General features: G+C 55.1%; 19 protein-coding genes and 2 pseudogenes. 8 read left to right on the top strand and 13 right to left on the bottom strand.

The window, feature by feature from the left end; genetic code table 11:
• Positions 1-81: 81 nt before the first annotated feature.
• The 3 genes from J2S36_RS04815 to J2S36_RS04805 are packed head-to-tail and all read right to left on the bottom strand — an operon-like array spanning position 82 to position 3,538.
• Entirely contained in the window at positions 82-2,343 is a 2,262-nt protein-coding gene (locus J2S36_RS04815; protein WP_309956091.1) for a phage/plasmid primase, P4 family, read from the bottom strand.
• Positions 2,340-2,777 carry a DUF7768 domain-containing protein gene (locus tag J2S36_RS04810; RefSeq protein WP_309956090.1) on the bottom strand — a complete coding sequence of 146 codons (438 nt, stop codon included), beginning with the start codon at positions 2,775-2,777 and terminating at the stop codon, positions 2,340-2,342. Before J2S36_RS04810 ends, J2S36_RS04815 begins: the two co-directional genes overlap by 4 nt.
• Positions 2,774-3,538 (bottom strand): phage antirepressor, encoded by a 765-nt coding sequence (locus tag J2S36_RS04805; protein ID WP_309956087.1) that lies wholly within the window; start codon positions 3,536-3,538, stop codon positions 2,774-2,776. The genes J2S36_RS04810 and J2S36_RS04805 overlap by 4 nt, the downstream gene beginning before the upstream one ends.
• Before the next feature lie 480 nt (positions 3,539-4,018).
• Between J2S36_RS04805 and J2S36_RS04800 the strand changes: the two genes are divergently transcribed.
• A complete protein-coding gene (locus tag J2S36_RS04800; protein WP_309956084.1) occupies positions 4,019-4,963 on the top strand; it encodes an Abi family protein in 945 nt (314 codons plus the stop codon).
• Here J2S36_RS04800 and J2S36_RS04795 read toward each other — a convergent pair.
• The 7 genes from J2S36_RS04795 to J2S36_RS04765 all read right to left on the bottom strand — a co-directional run bounded on the left by J2S36_RS04795 (position 4,960) and on the right by J2S36_RS04765 (position 10,541).
• Complete coding sequence (locus J2S36_RS04795; protein ID WP_309956081.1) at positions 4,960-6,927, bottom strand: DNA polymerase; 1,968 nt, start codon at positions 6,925-6,927, stop codon at positions 4,960-4,962. The two genes, J2S36_RS04800 and J2S36_RS04795, sit on opposite strands and share 4 nt — an antisense overlap.
• Positions 6,928-7,006: 79 nt before the next feature.
• The gene (locus J2S36_RS04790) at positions 7,007-7,558 is read right to left on the bottom strand and encodes a DUF2815 family protein (protein WP_309956080.1); all 552 of its coding nucleotides are present in this window, start codon (positions 7,556-7,558) and stop codon (positions 7,007-7,009) included.
• Positions 7,559-7,581: 23 nt separating this feature from the next.
• Complete coding sequence (locus tag J2S36_RS04785) at positions 7,582-8,718, bottom strand: DUF2800 domain-containing protein (RefSeq protein WP_309956078.1); 1,137 nt, start codon at positions 8,716-8,718, stop codon at positions 7,582-7,584.
• Positions 8,705-9,118, bottom strand: coding sequence for a hypothetical protein (locus tag J2S36_RS04780; RefSeq protein WP_309956076.1), 414 nt, complete (start codon positions 9,116-9,118; stop codon positions 8,705-8,707). The genes J2S36_RS04785 and J2S36_RS04780 overlap by 14 nt, the downstream gene beginning before the upstream one ends.
• Complete coding sequence (locus tag J2S36_RS04775) at positions 9,115-9,351, bottom strand: hypothetical protein (RefSeq protein ID WP_309956075.1); 237 nt, start codon at positions 9,349-9,351, stop codon at positions 9,115-9,117. Before J2S36_RS04775 ends, J2S36_RS04780 begins: the two co-directional genes overlap by 4 nt.
• Positions 9,352-9,356: 5 nt before the next feature.
• A complete protein-coding gene (locus J2S36_RS04770; RefSeq protein WP_309956073.1) occupies positions 9,357-10,046 on the bottom strand; it encodes a sigma factor-like helix-turn-helix DNA-binding protein in 690 nt (229 codons plus the stop codon).
• A 351-nt stretch (positions 10,047-10,397) separates the two neighbouring features.
• Positions 10,398-10,541, bottom strand: coding sequence for a hypothetical protein (locus tag J2S36_RS04765; RefSeq protein ID WP_270772271.1), 144 nt, complete (start codon positions 10,539-10,541; stop codon positions 10,398-10,400).
• 181 nt (positions 10,542-10,722) lie between these two features.
• On the opposite strand from J2S36_RS04765, the gene J2S36_RS04760 reads away from it, so the two are divergent.
• From J2S36_RS04760 to J2S36_RS04730, 7 genes and pseudogenes are all read left to right on the top strand, one after another.
• Positions 10,723-11,904: an ABC-three component system protein gene (locus J2S36_RS04760; protein WP_309956070.1), complete on the top strand. Its 1,182-nt coding sequence runs from the start codon at positions 10,723-10,725 to the stop codon at positions 11,902-11,904.
• Positions 11,891-12,112 carry an ABC-three component system middle component 7 gene (locus tag J2S36_RS04755; RefSeq protein WP_309956068.1) on the top strand — a complete coding sequence of 74 codons (222 nt, stop codon included), beginning with the start codon at positions 11,891-11,893 and terminating at the stop codon, positions 12,110-12,112. The genes J2S36_RS04760 and J2S36_RS04755 overlap by 14 nt, the downstream gene beginning before the upstream one ends.
• Positions 12,102-13,805, top strand: coding sequence for a DUF2326 domain-containing protein (locus tag J2S36_RS04750; RefSeq protein WP_309956066.1), 1,704 nt, complete (start codon positions 12,102-12,104; stop codon positions 13,803-13,805). The genes J2S36_RS04755 and J2S36_RS04750 overlap by 11 nt, the downstream gene beginning before the upstream one ends.
• Positions 13,802-14,059, top strand: a complete 258-nt coding sequence (locus tag J2S36_RS04745; protein WP_309956064.1) for a helix-turn-helix domain-containing protein — start codon at positions 13,802-13,804, stop codon at positions 14,057-14,059. Before J2S36_RS04750 ends, J2S36_RS04745 begins: the two co-directional genes overlap by 4 nt.
• Positions 14,049-14,471 (top strand): annotated as a pseudogene (locus tag J2S36_RS04740) (type I restriction-modification system subunit M N-terminal domain-containing protein); the annotation flags it as partial. The gene J2S36_RS04745 and the pseudogene J2S36_RS04740, both read left to right, overlap by 11 nt.
• Before the next feature lie 60 nt (positions 14,472-14,531).
• Positions 14,532-14,729: an N-6 DNA methylase gene (locus J2S36_RS04735; RefSeq protein WP_309957492.1), complete on the top strand. Its 198-nt coding sequence runs from the start codon at positions 14,532-14,534 to the stop codon at positions 14,727-14,729.
• Between the two features lie 307 nt (positions 14,730-15,036).
• Entirely contained in the window at positions 15,037-17,586 is a 2,550-nt protein-coding gene (locus J2S36_RS04730; RefSeq protein WP_309956061.1) for an ATP-binding protein, read from the top strand.
• 154 nt (positions 17,587-17,740) lie between these two features.
• On the opposite strand, the pseudogene J2S36_RS04725 reads toward J2S36_RS04730, so the two are convergent.
• The 3 genes and pseudogenes from J2S36_RS04725 to J2S36_RS04720 form a co-directional block, all read right to left on the bottom strand.
• Positions 17,741-18,894, bottom strand: a pseudogene (locus tag J2S36_RS04725) (IS3 family transposase).
• A 235-nt stretch (positions 18,895-19,129) separates the two neighbouring features.
• Positions 19,130-19,348 carry a hypothetical protein gene (locus tag J2S36_RS08620; RefSeq protein ID WP_374717332.1) on the bottom strand — a complete coding sequence of 73 codons (219 nt, stop codon included), beginning with the start codon at positions 19,346-19,348 and terminating at the stop codon, positions 19,130-19,132.
• A gap of 770 nt (positions 19,349-20,118) precedes the next feature.
• Entirely contained in the window at positions 20,119-20,706 is a 588-nt protein-coding gene (locus tag J2S36_RS04720) for a thiamine pyrophosphate-dependent enzyme (protein WP_309956059.1), read from the bottom strand.
• Position 20,707: the final 1 nt, after the last annotated feature.

Below are 20,707 nucleotides of genomic sequence, written 5' to 3'. Positions count from 1 at the left end.
ACCTTTTATATAGAGAAAAACACCATGTAATTTCACATGCGTAAGGTAGGGAATGGCTCGTCACAGCTCGTCACCATGGGGTTAGTTGCCGAACTCGGATGCAATCGCGAGCCCGTAGACATACATGCCGTGCTTGGTCTTTTTCCGCACGAATCCGGCTTGTTCGACCGCAGCGTTGAAGTCGACCATCGGGCGCGCCCATCCTGAGGTGTTTTGCGCCCACGCCCGATACGTCTGGTAGAGGTCGCCAGCCCTCTCCGATAATCCGTCCTCGATGTCGCATGAGTCCTCAAGGAACTGCGAGAACCAGTCGTTGTCCTCCTTATATGCTTGCGAGGCTTGAACCACCTGAGGCGGGGCTTTGAGCTTGTAGCCCTCGGAGTGGATGAGACGCGCGCCCTCCATAATCCACGTAAGGATTGCTCCGCCCGCTTTTTCGAACAGGTGGTCGGCGTAGTTCTTCACGTCCGTATCGCCTTCGATGGTGGCGTTGAACGGGATGACGATGAGCCTGCGCCAGATGCCTGCGTCCATGGCTCCCACACGCGGTAGATGGTTCGTGTAGAGCACGAGGGTGTGGGAGGGGGTGAAGGCGAAGGGGTCCTTGAACTTTTTCTCTGCCGAGATCTGATCGGTCGAGGCAAGCTGTTTAACGTTCGAGGTTGATAGGCGCATACCTTCCTCGGTTTCAGCCGCGATCAAGAGACGTTTGCCTCTGGCTTCGGCGAGTTCGGGTTTGACGTTGCGACGCACCCCGACAGTGAGCGCGTCGGCTGAAATCGTGCCCGAATACGTCCCCAACACGCGGGCGATCGTGTTCCAGAAGGTGGATTTGCCGTTTCGCCCGTCCCCGTAAGCTATGACGAGCGCTTCGACGAAAACCTGGCCGATAGCCGCCAGGCCGACAATGCGCTGCACGTAACCAATCAGCTCAGGATCTCCTTGGAAGAACACGTCGAGCGCATCGGCCCAAATCTGTGCGCCCTCATCGCTGGGGCTGACAGCGGTCTGCTTGGTCAGCAGATCGGCCGGGTTGTGCTCACGGCTTGTGCCGTCGCGCAGATCCCAGGTACCTGACGGGGTGTTGAGCTGGTAGGGGTCGACGTCAAGGTCACGGATACGTACCTGCAAGATCGGCCCGGCTTCTTTCAACGTGGCCGTGATGTTGCGTGACAAACGCCTGGAGAGAACGAACTTGTGGTAGTTCTTTGCCTCATCCCAGGCTCGAAACGCGGTCGCTTGCACAGGCGTGAGCTTGGCGATGCCGCGTGCTTTCGACGAAGCGGATGCCATGACTAGATCTGCGCCGGTTGCCGTCATGGTCTCCCACGTGGACGCGATCAGGCGGTCGGCTTCTTCGAGCTGGCGGGAAGTTAGCTCTTGAACGACGCCTTGTGCGGACAGGTCGTTCTCATCCCACACGCCATGGTCGTAGACAAGCCACTTGGTGGCGAGCGAGTAGCGGATCTTGTTCGCATACTCGCCAGCTAATGTGTCTGCCTGACCGACATCGGAAAAATCATCCGGGCGCAAACCCGCCAACGCCTCATAAGCCTCAGGAGGTAAATAGCCTGGATCAGCAGCGACCTTCGAAGCAAACCTGCACGCCGAGTTCCAGATCGTCTGCAGTTCACCCTCGCTGAGCGGTGGTTCGCACAGATTCGCCTTCCGGTCAAACAGGTCACGCGCCTGATCGGTCTGCCCGTAGCGGATGAGGACCCGCCCAGCGAAGCGCGACAAGGTGGCGTTGCGCGAGCCTTCACCAATCACGAGAGTGCTTTGATCGAAGGCGGCGAACACGTCGATCTCGTCAGCCGCATCGAGCCACGCATCGAGCAACTGGTCGCCCTCATGCACCGTGACCTGTGGGTTGGTGGTGCCGTAAATGAACCTGCCTGCGTCCAGAGCGTTACGATCGAAGAACCCAAACCGGCTAGCGAGGCGATGCTTCAATCCTGCGTATTCGTCTGCGCCTTGTACTTCTCGGACTGGGAAGTAGACGTGGAAACGCGGCCGGGCGGAGAGCACACCCTTCGCCTTCATGTGATTACGAGACGTGGCGGTCATAAACTCCACCCCGGACATGAGCTCGTCAAGCTTCTCAGGCGTGATCCAGTCGGTTTGGGTTTCGGTGTGATCGTTATCGATATCCATCACCACGCAATCCGAGGCTATGAACGCTGCGGTTGAGCGGCGATCATTCACATAGGAGGCAGCCACGTGATCAAAGCCCGCTGCCGCCGTCAACGATGCCACGTCAGTGATGAGGTGCTGGTTCGGGTAGTGGTTATTGTTCTGCACGCCGCTCACGGTGGCAGCAAACAGAGTGAAGGGCGTGGTCATGGCGTGACCTCCTTGAAATCAGAATCGAAATACTTAATGGGCAGGTCGAGGCCACGTGCCCACCCGATCTCCAGGCGCATACCAGGGCTGACGTGACCGACATATGCCCACAGCGCTTCGCACTTGGCGAGCAGCACCCTGTTGAAAAACATCGCCAGCTCCCGCTGATCAGGATCGGCGTCATCCATGAACTGCGGGAACAACAGGTGTGGGGCGAATGGGATTTTGCCCGCGCTCACTGCGAAGGAGCAGAATTGGCGGGCGAGCTCAACGTTCGCTTGCACGTCGCCTGAGTAGGGCGAGCAGATATAAATCAAGGGCCGGTAGCCGAATTGTTCGCGCTGCAGCTTTTTGAGCGCGTGGTAGCTGGTTAGGTCCAGGTAGCCTTCGGTGTTCTTCTTCGAAAACCCAATATCGAGTGTCGTGGCGGTCATGCTTGCACCTGACCTTGACGCTCGATGACAGGCAGAATGCCGAGCTGGTTCTTGAGCAGGTCGTAGATGAACAGACGCCCCTTTTGCGTCCAGTACATGTGGGTGCGGGTCTGCCCCTCGCCGTATTCGTGGGTCTTGGACTGGGTGTATCCCTGCTCGGCGTACTTCGCGTACAGGAACCACCGGTCCGACTGATGGAACTGCACGTGAGCATCACGCAGGATCCGGTTGAGCTTCTTCGCGGAAAGTCCGTAGTCCTTCGCAATCGCCGTCGTCGTCAACAACGAATCGGACTGCAGCACGACGTCGTAGTACGAGACTTTCGGTGCCGCCTCCAACAAGGCTTGCTCTGCTGCCAGGCGCTTGGCCCGCTCGGCACGCAGCGTGGCGATGGCATGCTCGAGGAACTCATCATCAGCGAGCAGTTCGTCGTATGCGTACATGCCGTGGCGGCGAATCGTCGGCAACACCTCATCGAACACCCAGGCTTCGAACTTCTGCGCTGCCGGGAGCTTTGAGGAGATGATCAGCCGATACAGGTTGCCCTCGGTAATGAAGCGGACCTGCTGGATTCCACCAGCGGTCTCAAGGGGGTGGTAATTTGCCACCCCCTTGCAGTGCAGCTTCACCGCGTTCGTCGGATCCTGGTAGCCGAGCGCGGTGGCGACGTCCTTGCCGCAGAAAAGGATCTGGCCATCAGTGGTGATGGTGCGGATGGTGCCGAACACGTCGTTGGTGAATGTTTGAATCTGGTTTCCCATGGCGGGGTTCCTTCCCGAGACCCCGTCGAGAAAAAGTCGTGCCGGTCGGCACAAGGGTTAAGGGCCTCACCCCACTGCCGACGAGCCCGAAAGTGTTAAATCACGGGTACTCAATCGCTTCTCGTTCTGGCACGATTGGTGTTGAAGCCCCGGTGGAGCGCTATCTGTTAGAGCAATCTGGCAGGTATTCTCGCCGGGGCATAGACAAATTTCTCGAGTGCTCTGTGTGGAAGAACCATCATTCTCTTGCTACAGCGGTGCCGACACGGTGGTCTTTTAGACAACATGACCGGTTCCGCTGCCCGCCTCGGTGGGAGCGCAGGGTCGGTTCTCGTTTCTTAGCGGTCTTGGATAAGCTTTCTTCTCTGATGGTGATACTTCGCCGAGTTCTTGATTCTGTCGCTGTTTTCGCGGTATAGTGATTACCACTAGTACCGGCTCGCTTGTATCGGTTTCCGAGACAGGTCAGAGCCGGTCTTCATGTTTTTGGAAGCAGGTGGGCTGGTGGTCGATAAACCGTGGGCCAGTATCGATGAGCAGATTAATATTCTCACTCGTCGTGGCCTATTGGATGCCGGTGATTACCGCCGCGAGTTATCTACTGTCGGCTATTACCGGCTTTCGGGATACTCCTACCCGTTGCGTCAGATCGCTCCATCTGATTCTCCGCAGCGGCGTTTGGACCATTTCGTTCTCGGTGCACGTATGGGGCATGTGGTAGAGCTGTACGAGTTTGATGAGCGGCTACGCTTGGCTGTGTGGCAGGCGCTATGCAAGCTGGAGGTGTGCCTGCGAGTTGACGTGGGGCACGTGCTGGGTGAGATCGATCCGTTCATTCACCTCGACCTCGAACGGATTTGGCCGTCGGGGGCGATGAATCACAGAGCAGCATTCTTTACGCAGAAGCTCACCCAAACACAGTCGCGCTCTACAGAAGATTTCGTCAAGCATTACAACCAGACCCACGATGGGCGTTTGCCCGTGTGGGTGGCCACCGAGATCCTCGAATTCGGACAACTCGTGACCCTGTTTTCGTTGGCTCCCTTCGAACAGCGTCGTCGCATTGCTGACAAGTACTTGGCACGTGCCGACGAGTTGGAATCGTGGATGCGCACAGTGAATTACATTCGTAACATATGCGCTCACCACGCCAGACTATGGAATAGGCAACTCGTTATCCGTCCACTGGTCAAACACCGCCACAGCGACCAAACGCTATCGGCCGTGACACATTCTTCAGGACGTATGTACACCGCGTTGGTGCTCACCGCATTCCTCTTGCGACGAGGAAATTTCACCGCTGAAATACAGGCCATCAGCGACGTCCTAGACAGTTTCCCCACCGAAATTCCTGGCGTCGACCTAACGCACATAGGTGCCAGCCCCAGCTGGAAACAAGATCCCATCTGGACAATCAACAGCTAGTCCTTGCGGTAGTAGTCGCATTCATACCCGTCAGCGTCCAACGGCAGGCCTTCGGCCCATACTGGGAGGGTCGACATAAGAGCACATGCATCGGCGACGGTGAAGCCAGAGTTCATGGGTTCGTCGATGACGATCTCGTCGTGAACATGCATCACAATCCGATGCCCCGCCTTGGCGACGGCGTGCATACCAGTGACGAGCAGGTCACGAGCGATTGCTTGCACAATATTCTCTGTGAGTTTCCCACCGTAAGTTTCTAAACGACCCCACTTACGCCCAGTGGTGGTACCGATATAGGTGATGGACGTGCCACCCCAACGATTTTCACCCAGACGCGGCTGCACATACGCCAACCGCCTACCCGAGGGCAGCTCAATAAACAAGATTCCGGCTTCGACGCTGAATTGCAGATTCCGCAGCCGGATCGGCTGGCGTGAGGTGATCGCAGCGATCGCGGCTTCTTCAACATCTGCCCACAACTCAACGATGTGCGGGTTAGCGGCCCTCCATGCGTCCACAATCGGTTTGAGCTCGTGCTCAGCTAGCCCCATACCCAGTGCTCCCATGGCTTTAAGCGCTCCGACGGAGCCGCCATAACCACAGGCGAGCACCGCAATCTTCCCTTTCTGCCGTAGCTCGCCATTGACGCCGTGTTTCTCGACTGGGACGCCAAACATGCGCGACGCGGTTTCACAGTAGAGGTCTTTACCCTCACGGAAAGCGTCCAGGGTGGTGGTTTCTCCAGCAACCCAGGCGATCACACGCGCTTCAATCGCAGAAAAGTCCGCAACGATAAACCTATGCCCAGGTGAAGGGATGAAGGCGGTGCGGATGAGCTGGCTGAGCGTGTCGGGCACGGAGTCGTAGAGCAGCTCAAGTGCGTCCAGCTTGCCCGTTCTAACGAGCGTGCGTGCTTGGTCGAGATCAGGCAGGTAATTCCTTGGCAGGTTTTGGACTTGAACGAGGCGTCCGGCGAAACGCCCGGTACGCCCTGCTCCATAGAATTGGATCAGCCCACGTGCCCGGCCGTCACTGCCTGTAACGTTTTGCATCGCCTGATATTTCTTCACCGAGGATTTCGCTAGATCACCGCGCAGTTCGAGGACTTCTTTCACCTCGCCAGTCGCGGTATCGAGGGCGGCATTAACATCGGCTTTCGCTAGCGATTCGAGTTCGCAACCTCTGGTGGCAAGCCATTGTTTGAGCTGGATCGGCGAGTTCGGATTGTCCAACCCCGTGAGCTTCTGCGCCCGAACGAGTGCGGTGTTGCGATAGTGCTCATCCACCCCGACAGCGTTATCAACCAGCGTGTGGTCGAGAAGAATCCCAGCATCGTTAATGGTCTGATCGAGAGCATAGGTGTCCCATTCGGACTCTGGCATCGGAAAAAACGCCAGTCTGTCGTGGATGGCTTGTTCGACTTCGACGTCACGACGGTTGTAGTCAATGAAATGTGCCCATCCGGTCGGATCAGCCGACGGCAGGTTCCGCCGTTTGCCGCCATTCAAGACTGAGGGTGTGGCGGGTGTGCAAAACTGCTTAATCAGCTTGCGCCCCGCAGCATCTTTTTGAACGTCAAGTTTAAGGACGGTGGCAACCGCGTCCAAACTCATCGGCAAACCCAGATAAGCAGACCAGATCATCGTGCAGCGCCACTGTCTTGGGTCAAGAAACCCGCCATCCAGCAGTTCGGGGTGATGCGTGCGTAGCCAGGCGGACAAGCAGACTCGTTCGAAGGCGGCGTTATGCGCCCACTTGACCACGGATGGATCTACCAGTGCCGTCAGCACATTGTTTGGAATGGTTTGTCCGCTTGCGAGATCCACAACCTTAACTGGACCGCCGTCGACCGAATATCCGAAGAGGAGCAGGTCGAAGTCGGGGTGCTCGGCATACGGGTAGACGCCTGTCTTGGCGAGTTGGGCGGGGCTGAAAGATTCGATATCGCAGAAGAGTGTTCGCATGACGGGGTTCCTTTCACTTCAGGGTTAAAAGTGGAGGGAACCAACAAGATAGGCTGGTTCCCTCCACGCTTGGGGATAGTTAGTTCAAGAAGTCGTCATCAGCAGCGAAGGTACCGAAGTCGGTCTCAGCCGACACGCGCCCACCACCTAGGCTCTCACCGTCGCGGGTTTTTTGAATGTTACCTAGTGCGCAGGCGATGCCACGGTTGCCGTTTGTGTTGAACGCGTAGAAGGATAGGGATACTCGTGCGTAGCAGCCTGAGTAGACTTCGGCGCGGTCCAGGATCGGTGCGACATTCATGTCGACGATTTGCGGAGCGGTCAGCGAGTTGGCGTTGAGGAAGTAGGCGCCCTTGTAGGCTTCGTCGTCACGCTCAATATCGCCATCGCGCAGCGGGAGCTTGAGGGCTGCCTTGTTCGGGCGCTTCCCACCAAACTTGGCCGTTCCGGCATCGATGGCTGCATCCACCGCGCGCTCGATCGCCGCGATCGTGGCGGTATCAGATTTGGGGATGATCAGTGAGACGGAGTATTTGGGTTTGCCGCCTTGGATGGAGTTCGGCTCCCACACGTGTGCGTAGGATAGGCGGACTTCGCCGGTCACAATACGGGTCGGATTCTGAGTAGTCATAATCTTGTTCTTCTTTCTGTTCGTTACTTGTTTGGTTGAAAATCGGTGGTCGCGCTCACCAGGTCAAGCGCTGGCCGTTTATCGGATGCAGGAACCAGGGTGGGTTTGCCTGCAGGTTTGGTCACGAGATCGCCAAGAATCTCGTTGAAGGCGGGTTTACCCATCAGCTTTTCCATGGCTGTGAGGGTGATGAGCTTGCGGTCATAGATGTCCCTATAGCCAGCCGCCTCAGCCGCTGCAGCGACGTCGGTTTCGGAGGTGTATTTGCGTACCGAACGACCTGCGACGACTTTGAACCCGTCAAAGACCACGCCCTGGTTGACGGCCTTGGAGAGCGCGTAGGCTTCCACGTCGGATGCCCAGGACTTCAGATTCGGAATCTTCGCTAGTACGTCAGCGATCTCCGCATCACTCAGTTCTGCTGGTGGGGCGAACTCGAGCTTGGCCAGCGCAAGATTGGCTTCTGCTCTTGCCCGGCAGGTGGGAGTGAGCTTGCAGAACTGACACCACGACCCCGGACAAAACTCACCCTTACCTGCAGCGGCGAGCTCGGCTTTAGGTTTGACCTCTGCTTCAGCCCACTGTTCGAGCTCGGCAACAGAAATTTCCCAGGTGTCGACGTTCGCCCGGCGTGGCTGGTAGATCGTGACTGCTACGCGCTCGATGTCGTACAGGCTCCCGAAGGCGTGAAGCGCTCCGAGCGCATACAACATCAACTGCGGATTGTTCGCGGCCTCGACGAGGACGCCTTGCCCGTACTTAAGATCAATGATCTGCAGTACGGGTTCGGCGATAATGACGCAGTCCCCAGTGCCAAAACCTCCGGGCACAATATGGCTAAAATCCAGGCGCTGCTCGATCAGCACCTGCGGATCACCACAGGTCTCCTGGGCGATCGAGATGTGTTCCTGGACAAAGGCGACGTAGTCGTCGGCCAAGGTTTCCATCTCGTCATCAATCCAAGACGAGACCGGACGCTTCGAGCGCTGCTTGAGAGCCCTGCGAAGTTTGTGCTCAGCCAGTGCATGGGCGACGGTGCCTTGCTCGGCAGCAGCAGACGTGGATTCTGGCTCATCGGATTCCAGACGGGCGGAGGGCGTGCAGTTGAGCCACCTGTGCGCTCCAGATGCCGAGAGGAGTGCGTGGTCAGACGGTGCCATTAGCAATCTCCTTCGCCCGCTCAAGAAGCCAGCCGAACTTTGACGGATCCACCGCTGAGAGCTTGTCCGCACCAGCCTCGACGATCAGCTCACGAACCTTTGCAGTGTGGCCTTGCGCTGAGAGCTCGGAAAGAAAAGCACGTACTTCTTCGAGCGTCACCACCGGTTCAGGTTCAACCTCCGGCTCGTCCGCGAGTAGTTCTGGCTGGGCGTGCGTGGCTGGGACGGTTTCGCAGGGTTCCTTGATCTGCAGGGCAAGCTCCGGGCGTTCACCAGGCATTCCTGCGTGGTCTTCGAAGCTCTCCTCAACAATCTGCTGAGCCCGCGCAAGCAAATCGGCGAGCGACCGCATCGTCTGGTTTCCATCACGAATGAAGGCGTTAATTTCCGGCATCATCATTTGGACTCACCCGCCTTGAGAGCATCAGCCAGTGCCATGAGGTCGTCATCGGTGTTTTCGGTGATGTCGATCTGCTTGACCGAATCACCGGGGACAAGGATCATGACTTTGCGCGGGGTACCAAGCAGCAGGCGCATGAGCCGTTCACGCAGCCTCACGTTTTTGGTGGCGATGATTCCTGGGTCGTCAGGGATATGCCGGGCTATATGAAGCTTGAGACTATGTCGAGCCATCGGGCTTACCTTTCTTCCTCATTTATGGGAGTAGCCCGGTTGGCTTCTCCCTTCACCCCACTGCCGACACCAGCGAAAGTGTTAAACCGAGCAGCCTCCACCGCCTGTCGAATCAGTGGTTTTACCTCTGCCACCAGCTGCGATACCCGAGCACGGGTCAACCCCATATCGCGCGCCACCGCTGCCTGATTGAGCTTGTCGGTTGCGAGAAGGCGCACCATCACCTCACGATGCTGGGGATCCAACCCGTCGATGACATTCCAAAGTGCTGCGATCTCACGGGCACGCTGGACACTGTTCTCACGTTCGATGACCTGGTCTTCAGCGCTGATACCTGGTGAAGCTGGATCAAGATCGATTTCGAGCATCTGCTCATACGAAAACGGTGCGTTGTTCGGGACGCGGCATCCACGTCGAGGACCGCACCCAGCCCCGCACATGCATTTCTTCTTACCCTTGCCGCGATCTCCACGGACCGCTTTATGCGTGGCAGCTTCCTCTGCGTTCCACAGCTCGTCCAGAATCTTCTGCGGTGTGCAGGGCTTGACCTGATCGAGCGGAACACCCGTAGCTGCGGCGCGTTGCTGGCGGTCGGTAGCGATCATGAGAGCGAACTCCCCAGGGTCAATGTCGAAAGTGTCGGTGATGGACTCGTTCTTGTTGTTGTCTGCTTCGTGCTTGAAGGTGACCTTCATCGAAGGATCTCCATTTCTCCGGGAATCCCGGTGATTTGGAGACCTGATCTGTTTAACTCAGATCACTGGTGAGAACTGCTAGGAAGACGACAAAGGCGAGCCACCCCACCCAGCCCTCAGCAAAGAGGGGTTGGGTGCGGTGACCCGCCGAGCGCTCCCAGAGCAGGTCTCACTAGTGATTTGTTTGTCTACAACCACAGCCAGCACTCGCTGTGGAGGTCGCTCATCCGCCAGATGAGCTCCCGAACAATCACGCTCAGGCTTGGAGAACGTCAGTGCCGGTGGCCACCAGCACTACCGTCCCCACCCACCCGGCCCGCACTGTGTCGAAACCGAGTGGGCTGTGTACGACTACTTGCCGCGCTTGGACGGCTTAGTCTGCGCCAACGCCGAGGCGGCAACAGACTTCGAGTCCTTGCCATAACGGCCATCGGTCAGAATCTTCGACGCCTTGGACGCCACCTTCGCAGACGTCTGCTTACGGTTCCTTCCCATGTGCTTCACCTCCTCACAGATTCGGGCCAATAATTCTTCGCACCCGCGAGATTATTTCGGTAGAATCAGTGAGAGTGGTTGTTCTACTCAGTTAGCTCGCTGCCACTGCCAATGACGTTACGGAGCCACTTGAGACGAACTGAGACACGATTTGAGACAGGGTTGAGACGAGGAGGCGCTGGTGGAGTTTAAGGACTTCTTTAAGCTGCTGAGTTTGAACCTTGACCTTGGCTCCAACCGGGAAGAACGGATGCGTAACCTGTTGTCTTTGGTGTGTGAGGCAAACCCAGGTTTTGAAGGCACTGAGGATGATCCGGTGATGGCCCCTCCGGCTGCGTCGTTGAACCACATCGCCAGCGGCAACAGGTCCTTCAACTCAGATATTGCTGAGCCGATCTTGCGACACAATTTCGAGCCCTACGGACTCGTTGCGACGTTGCAGGAGCGTAGCCAACCCCAGCTGGAACGCATGGCGGAAGCAATTCGCCCCTTTGAACCGTCAATCACGTGGGAGCGTGTCCCTGAATGGTGTGCTGATTACTTCACCCGAGTCTTAACTGCGGCGACAACGAACCAGCAACTCGTGGAGGACGCTCAAGAAAAAGCTCGGCGTATCCAAACGGCCGCAGCACACAAGCGTTTGGGATCTGCTTTGCAGATGGAAGCTGGAGCAACCTGCCCAGCCTTAGGCTGTATGAATCAGCTTCTTCAAGTCAACGATCAAGGCGTGGCAGTCCCAAGCTTCGAGGTGACCGTCATCGACCCCGCAGACGATCCGCGAGATCCTGCGAATCTGATCGCGCTGTGTCCCCATCATCATGCGATGCACACAGGCGCTAATCCACAAGCCGTCCAAGAGCTCAAGGCAATAAAGGATCAACTCGTTTCGCAGTTCAAATCTCGCCTGGCCATATCCCCAGAAGGCATGGAGCAGTGGATACGGCAAGTGTTGGAGAAGATGGGCGGCGCTGGCCAAGGCGATTTACATCAACCGATCACAGAACCACTGGCGGTCGAAACAAAAATCCCAAATGACGTCATATTGCAGCAGGCTGTATTGGCACACGTCGCTGCGTGGTATGTCTTCATCGAATCGACGTTGAAACAGCTTGACTACAGCGACGGCTGGGATTTCGACGAAGTCCGGCACTCGATCAACTCTCAATACCGCAGACTCAAACGCCTTGGAATACCCCAGGACGACGTGTTTACTCAGCTTTCGCAATGGTTGCACACCACCACCGGTGGCAAACTCGTCGCGTGCCAGGCAGTGGTGTCCTACTTCATCCAAAAATGTGACGTGTTCGAAGCACCGTATCCGCCTGTCACCAGTGGGAAGGAGCCTCAGTATGCGCTTTCCTAACAAGCTCTACCCGTTCGGCGAATCCACGCTCTCACTATTCGCGCCAATTCTGACCATCCTCGAAGCCGAACCCGTCAGCATCAGCGAGCTTCGCGTGCGGCTCGATAATCCTGCGATCGAGGACGTTCTCGATGCGCTCACTGCCTTGTTTGCTCTCAAACAGATCAACGTCGACTCCACGACAGGGGTGATTGTCCGTGCTCGTTAGCGTCTGGTCAGACAAGTTCCGCAATAACGGTCAGGTTCGTCCACCGATCGTGTTCCATCCCGGATTGAACACGGTGCGTGGCGGGCAAAGCGCCCAAAACTCGATCGGTAAGTCCACCTTGCTGTTCATCGTGGACTACGCGTTCGGCGGTTCAACATTCGCAAAATCCAAAGCCGTCAGCGCGAAAGCTGAAGGTGCTCACACGATCTACTTCACCTTCCGCTTCAACGACGTGGACTATTACTTCTCGCGCACCACTAACGTGCCAGGGTTCGTCCAAACCTATGAGGATCCCGAATACAAGAACCCCGCTGAGCGGTGGGAGTTCGATGAATACGTAGGCTGGCTCAAACGCCAATACGGATTGTCAGGCATGGATGCTTCCTTCCGGCAGATCATGACAAGATTTGCCCGCATCCAGCAAAAAGCACTGAGCAACGTTGAGACCCCATTACAAGGCCCCGGCCGTGAACCAGTAGCCACTGGGCTGGCTGTGATGCGCCAGCTTTTCGGTGTCTATGACTACCTCAAAGAACTCGAACAAGCTCTCACCACGGCAACGGAAAATCTCAAGGCCGTGCAAAGAACCCAAAAGATTGGTGTGTTCCAAGCACAAAAACTGCGGTTGAAGAGGGAATACACGCAAGCGGTCAAGCACGTTCACCAACTCGAATCAGAACTCGACGCACACATCAAAGGCACCGATCAAGCAATGCTTGAACTCGACGTCGAGCACTCCGACCAGGCTGCAACGATCAAGAGCCATCTGCACGGGCTACGAATTGCACGCGGCAGACTGAAAGCAAAAATTCAGCGCCTCACACAGTCCCTAAACGAAGATTTCCCCACCATCACCGACCCAGACCTCGCACAACTACACGTATTCTTCCCCGACGCGGACCTCGAACGAATCGAAGACGTCCAACTCTTCCACCGAACTATCACCGAGATCGTCTCCGACGAAGTAGAAGACCAGATCACCGCCTACCAGCAAGAACTGGGCTCGCTGACCACCTTCATCGGTGAGGCCGAACAACAGCTCCGAGATCTGAATGTGCCCATCCACGTCTCAGAGAAAGAACTGCGCCGCAACGCCGAAATCGGCGGGCAGCTTGCACTCGTCAAGGAACAAGTAGAAGCCTGGGAAGCAACCCAAGACCTCAAATCAGAGAAGAAAGACGCTGAAGCCCGCCTGAATGAGACCCGTAAGAGCTACGACCGTGAGATCGAAACGAAACTCAACGCTGAGATCGCACGCCTCGACCGCTTCATTCATGAAGGCTCAGGCGACTGGTACCCGCCAGTGTTCACATTCTCCGACACCGGCAAGAGCTACACCTACGGCTCCGAAGTTGACGATGGAACCGGCACAACCGGAAAGAACCTGATCCTGTTCGACCTAGCCATGCTGGAGCTGACCGCGCTGCCATACGTGATCCACGATCACCCGCTGCACCAAAGCATCGAAGACGCAACCGTCGGTCGAATCCTTGAGCTCTACCAGCGCTTCACCAACAAGCAGATATTCATCGCCTTCGATAAAGACGAGCACTATGCAGAAGCGCCCGAAGTCAACACAATCGTCACCCAAACAGCAGTGATCGAACTAGGCAAAGAACACGAAGCACTCTACGGATGGACATGGAACAAGAAACCCAGCAGGAACCCCAAACAAGAGGAAGGCGCGCGATGAAGATCAGCTACAAACCATTGTGGAAGCTCCTCATCGATAAAAGCATGAGGAAGCAAGACCTGCAAGTCGCCGCCAAGATCAGCGCGGGTTCCATTGCGAAGCTTGGCAAAGATGAAAACATCACCACCGATGTCCTGATCAAGATCTGCAACGCTCTCGACTGCGACCTGTTCGACATCCTCGAAACCATCCCGACCGATAACACACAAGACGTAACAGCCCTCGAACAACAAGGAGAAGCGAATGGCCGCTAAAAGTAAGAAAACCCTAGAACAAAAACTGTGGGACGCGGCCGACAAGCTTCGTGGTAACCAAGAGCCCTCAGAATACAAGCACGTCGTGTTGGGTCTGGTGTTCCTCAAGTATGTCTCTGACCGTTTCTAGGAACGTCGCGCAGCGCTCAAAGATGAACTACGCGAAGATGGCATCGACGAGGCCCAGTTCGAAGACTTCCTCGAAGACCGTGACGAATACGCGGGACACAACGTTTTCTGGGTACCTGAAGGAGCACGCTGGCACCATCTACAAGATCAAGCCAAGCAACCAGAGATCGGCCAGCTCATCGATGAAGCGATGCAGCTGATTGAACGGGAAAACCCGACGCTGCGAGGCGTCCTCCCACGCAACTACAGTCGCGAAGGTTTAGACAAGAAACGCCTCGGCGGGTTAGTCGATCTCATCGGCACAATCGGGTTCGGCTCGGACGCTGATCATGGTTCCGACGACGTGCTCGGCTCGGTCTACGAATACTTTCTCGGACAGTTTGCAGGAAAAGAAACAGGTAAGGAAGGCGGAGCCTTCTACACGCCGCGTTCTGTCGTCCAAACGCTCGTGGAAATGCTGCAACCATTCGAAGGACGTGTGCTGGAAACTAGCCGACCGGATTGGATACATTTCAGCGCTGGCTTTGCGCTTGTGGCCTGACTGGTTTAAAATGAGAGGTAGTGGTTCAACTGAAGAGACCGGGTCGTGGCTTTTCTACGGACGACGGATATTCTCCGCGGGCTTTTGTCATTGCGGGCAGGTTTGTGGAAGCCGAGCTAGGAGAGTGATTGTTGAGTGAGTGACCTAGTTCCGAACCTGGAGGCTTTAGAGGCAGAGGTCATTGAGTCTGACAGGACCGATGACCTCAACAGTGTCCTCGCTGCCATCGGTGCAGCCAAAACCCCTGAGGACGCAGTTTCCGGAGTAGTAGCTGTCGTTGATGGCTGGGTAGATGGAGACTAAGGAAATGGCTGAGCTTTCCAAAACCCCAGCCGCTCCTGTTTGGCTTCTTCGGCTCAGAATCCACGGCTTCAGGTCGTATGGGACCGAAGTTCGTGAGATCAACACAGATTCGCCAATCACCCTTATCAGCGCCGAGAACAGCCAAGGGAAGACCGCCACGGCGGAAGCCTTCGAGTTCTTGGTTTCTGGCCAAATAAGCCGTCGTAGCATGTTCGGTGGGGCGAAATCGGAGTACGACAGAGTGCTAACAAACGTCCACCTCGATCCAGTGGAGGACGTGTGGGTAGAGGGCGACTTTAGGTATGGCGATGGCTCCGTAAGAACTGTGAGGCGCTCTCTCTTGAAGGACTTTGACCAATCGAAAGACTGCGAAAGCCGCATAACGATCGATGGAGAGTCAGTCGAAACCTTCGACGCATTCGGCAGTCTGTTGAGTCCGCAGCCAATGCAAGCCCCTGTTCTGCTTCAGCACAACTTGAGATACGCGCTTAGCACCGAACCTCAGAAACGCGCAGAGTACTTCAGTGCAGTTCTCTCATTGGACGACCTCAAGGTCGCGTCTACCGCTCTCCGGGAAGCCAAGCAGCATCTGGAAAACCTTCCTACCCTCGAACTACCGTCGACGTTGAGGGAACTCGCAAACATAGCTCCAGAACTGGCACCTGATGTGAAGGTAGCGCTGAAATCAAAGACGAAAGACTCTCTCCGAAAGGCGATGCATCAGACGACGATCTCGTTTCTCGGTGTCGCGACTGAAAATCTTGACGACTCCTTGGCGACACTGGCGGAGCGAAAGAGAAAGGCAGAGGAGGACGTCTTCCCTTTGCGTTCCATTAGCTTGCCTGTAGAAGAGCTTACGGAGCTGCCTTCGGTAGACACATACTCGGCAGCCGCAACTGAGTACGAGACGAGGCTGGCTGAATCTGGTGAAAGCACAGCGGAACTGGCAACACTATTTCAGGCCCTGGTTCACAACGAGCGGTACTCGGGGATCTCCAAGCCGACGATTTGCCCTGTATGCGAAGATGGCCGACTCACGGTCTCTCGGATTGACGAGATCAAAGCCTCCCTCAAGGGACAATCTGAACTGAATGAGGCTTCCGAAAATCTGGCCACAGATATTCGTGCTCTTGAACGCGACATCAGGGCGTACTCCAATGCGTGGTCAGGGATAGCGCCCGACTGCCTGAACTGGAGCGACGAACAGTGGGAAGCGAACGAGAATCGACTGCGTGAGCTCCTTTCTGGAAGTCAGCACTCAGTCTCCCTTCTAGGGACGAACGGTGTTCGCGAGCGCTTTCAGTCGTTCAAGAGCCTTCTGAAGTCACTGAGGACCGAATGCAAGGACATGCTGACCCGTGCCGAGGACTTGTTGGTCCTCGTGGCCGCTAGGAAGCAGCTGGGGCGTTCGTTGAGCGATGATTTACTGAAAGTGCGCGCGGTGGCAGAGAAGCTGGCTGCAATGTGCGCTGAATCCGAAGGTGTTGTTTCGCGGCTTCGCGATGAACTTGGCGATAAGTTGCTGGCCGTCAAGTTGCCGGGAGGAACGCGTGAACTTCTGCGGCTCGGAGCAAATGTGGACATGTTATGGAGCCAGCTTTCCTGCGAAGCGCGTAGGACAGACGCTAAGCGACGCCTATCGAAGGTCTCGCGAACGCTAAGCAGTGCCGAGAAATCTCTGATCGATCGTCGATTCGATCAGATGGGAGCAGAGATCGAGCGGTGGTGGTCTTCACTTCGACCTTCCGAGCTGATCGGTTTTGGCGGGGTGGAGCGCAGGGCGTCAGGACGCCGATTTGTTAACCTATCCGCAACGATGTCTCCTGCAGAAGGTGAAGCACCCGAGGAACGATCAGCCATCGGCGTGTTTAGCGACAGCCAGTTGAATGCGCTCGGCCTATCGGCCTTCTTGGCACGTCAAGTACTTGCTGGGATCCCCATTGTTATGCTCGACGACCCTCTACCCGGTTTTGACCCAGACCATACGGAAACATTCGCGGACTTGACTCTCGGGCAGCTGATCGATTCAGAAATCCAGGTGATACTTCTGACCCACAACCCAAAGCTCCAAGTCGCCGTGAGGGAACGGTATGCGCACATGGGCATCCAGCACTATCGACTCTCTCTCACTGAGCCATGCGAGGGGACAGAGACAACGGACGAGGGCGACGTCTTTGGTAACTACATGGCCACTGCACAGGACTTGATTGGCAGCAGAACCCTTGGCGGACGCAAAAACGCTTCCCTTCACCTGCGCTGCGCGGCAGAGCGATTAGCTAAGCAAATCATCGCAACGAACCGGACCGAAGACGGCGCCCCAACCCGAGTTTCGGAAGTCAGGGAGAAAACACTTGGAGAACTAGAAAATGAGGTGCGCCCGTATGCTTTGTCGCCCGATGAGCCCGGACGTTGGAGACGCTGGAAGAGCCTGCTAAATCCTGGCAACCACGACAACGATGTGCCATCTTCAGCTGATCTCAAGGTGGTGTTTGGGGATCTCCGCAAGCTGCGGAAGAACCACGAGAAGCATTGGCCAAATGGATTGCTAACGTAGCGCGACTATCATGCCTCGTTAGACCTCCGAATCGAGCGACAACGGCTCGCGTCTCGAAACGTGAAGGTGGAGTGGGCTAGGTTTTGTTCCACTTTACAAACTAGCTATTACAGGCAGATTTTCATAATACGGGTTTGGTTGACGGTTTGTATGGTTATGTTGCGAGCTGGTTGCTCGCGTTTTGATTGTATGTTGTTTCGTATTCGATGGGTGTGAGTTTGGCGAGTCTGCGTTGGCGGCGTTTGCGATGGTATTTGCCTTCAATCCAGGAAATGATCGCTAGGCGTAGTTCTTGACGGGTTTGCCAGGTCTTAGAGTCTAGGACGTTCTTTTGCAGTAAGTACCAAAATGATTCCATTGCCGCATTACCGCCGCAAGCCCCGACCCACCCTATAGATCCTTGCAGCTGGTTGGTTTCCAGCGTGCGGGTAAAGGATTTAGAGATGAACTGGCTTCCTCGATCCGAATGAATAATCACGCCTTGGGGGGGGTAGCCGCGATGCTGGAGCGCCATTTCTAGAGCGTTAACCGCGATACGTGCTTTCATACGCTTGTCGATACTATAAGCCAACGATCCGATTCGACCACAGATCCTTGAACGCACATATATACATCTTTCCCTTCCCTAGTGTGATGCTCGGTAATATCTGTTACCCACACTTGGTTCGGACCAGAAGCTGTGAAATCACGCTTAAGTAGGTCATCATGAACCGGATACCAGCCTTACGGTAGCCTCCCTTACGGCGAATTATCTGTGATGCGACCCCTGCCTTGTTACACAATCTCCATACCCGACGCTCACAAACCATTGGCCGGCCTTGGGATTGGTGTTCATCGTTAAGATCATCGGCAAGTATCCGATACCCGACATAAGGATCTTCACCATGGAAATAGGCCAGCCGCTCAATAAGCGCCCGATTTTGCATTTCGAGTCTAGATATTGGTTGTTTAACCCACTTGTAGTAGTCCTGCCAGCTAATCTTTAACACCCGGCAAGAAAACCGTACCAGGATATGGAACAGGAAACGCTGGGCGGCTAGCTCACGTACAAGCGGGTAAATCATTTTGGGGCAGATTCGCCTGGCTTAAATACGCCGCCGCCCGACGCAACACCTCGTTTCCCATCTCCAACTCACGAATCCGCTTCAAAGCCTTACTTAAATCCCCACCATCAACCGAAGCTGATGATAACGGCAAACCATGCTCAGATAGACGATGATAACGCAACCAGGCCTACAATGTTCCCCGGCCTACCCCCAGATCCCTAGCAACCTACTTAACCGCGATACCCGACTCCACAAGGCTAATCGCATCATTCTTAAACCCTTGGCCTGAAGTAGTCTGGGTTTTCTTTCTAGGTGTTTACCTTGTTTTCCGTTATCGATGGCGATTTATGTCGGCACCAGTACTCTTCCTCGATTTCCTGCGGCGTGCGGGAGTCAAGGTTCTCGTGTAGGAGCACGTGTTCCACCAGGTCACCCACTCAAAGGTCGCGATCCCGACCTCAAGGACATTGTCCCACAAGCAAGCATGGATAAGCTCGTTATTTGTACGAGCCGTTAACATTTTCAGCTAACGCGTTATCCCACGAATCCCCTACACTGCCCGTTGACTCACCAATACCAGCCCGTGTGAGACGCTCATGGTAGACCAACGAGACGTACCGAGAGCCATGGTCACTGTGATGGATTAGATTAGTGGTTGAGTGAGCATTACGGATTGCTTGATTCAACACCTGCAAGGACAGAGCTTCGGTCCGCATCAAGTTCGATAAAACCCATCCCACAATTCTCCTTGAAAAGAACGTCGGTAACAAAAACCGCGTAGACGAAACCAGCACGAGTTTTAACGCACGTAATATCAGCAACCCATAGACCGCGTAGTTCTCTTTATGGGGTTTTGCAGACGAACTCGATGAGTTGCCAATCACGCTTGACTCGAGCCGAGAACTGACAGGCCTTCACCCGCGATACCCACGCGAAGTAATGAAACCTCCCTCACGCTCCTAGTTTAACGTCGCACAAATGAACTCGACCAGAAAACGATCACGATATCCATCAATAAACACGATCATTTACGACGTTTCGAGTCAAGTGCGGAAACGAAAAAAGCCGACGCCAATTTCAAAATCTCGTTACTGTCACGTAACTCTTGACTCTCACGTCGTAACCTAGCGTTTTCAGCGATCACATATTCTTCTACTATCCTGAACGTACCTGAACATCGGGCTTGTTGAACCCACTACCTAGCCGTATGCCAACAGACCCCAAACTTAGGAACAACAACCTCACACGCGACCTGAATCGACGCCCCCTCAGCAAAGATCCAATCCTCAACCAAACGAACCACACAATCCTTCACACCTCAATCAAACTTCTCTAACACAACCCAGATCTTCCCATCCACTCAAACAAAACAAAACCCAGACCACTTCAGTCACGAGCAATAACAGCCAACACCAATCTTGCCAGCCGATCCCAGACTAGCTACCATAAGACTCACAAACTTTTCAATTTAAAACGTAATGGCTCATTAGTGAAGATTCTCATTGGCGTTAAACTCATTAATGTTCTGGAAAGCGACGATGGAATCAATAGGGGAAATGAGACGATCCCTAAATGGGTAATCTAGTGGAAGTGTTTTACAAATTACGGCTCTCAGTCCGGGCTCGAGTCCCCATGCCAAAGCGTCATCAATATTATCTTGTGTAGCTTCCCTCAAATGCTTAAATCCAGAGGCTTCAAGTACGCTGAAGATGCCTTGTGTTCCAGAAAAAGCTGTAGGCTGTCCACCGGTTGTCTGATATCCTCCATTATCTAAAATAAGGCAAAGCATATTTGGAGGGGAAGCTGTCGCGACTGTTGCAACAGCTCCAAGATTCATTAGCAGACTACCGTCTCCCTCAACAGCGACAATCTTACATTTTGACCCAAGGGCCAAACCAAGGCTGACAGGTAACACCATGCCCATAGAACCATATAAAGGCAAAACTACTCCCTCAGGAAAAAGATCCATTGCAAGAAAAGCTGTAGGCCCCAGGTGACATACAACCTGCAAGGTCGTGGAGTGGGTGTTTAGCTTAGTAAACAAGTATTTTATATCAATTGGTTTCTGATTCATT

Origin of the sequence: Arcanobacterium hippocoleae, from assembly GCF_031456295.1 — a bacterium.
Lineage (GTDB): Bacteria > Actinomycetota > Actinomycetes > Actinomycetales > Actinomycetaceae > Arcanobacterium_A > Arcanobacterium_A hippocoleae.
The sequence above is the reverse complement of the archived record's forward strand: the minus strand, read 5'-3'. Positions and strand labels throughout refer to the sequence as shown.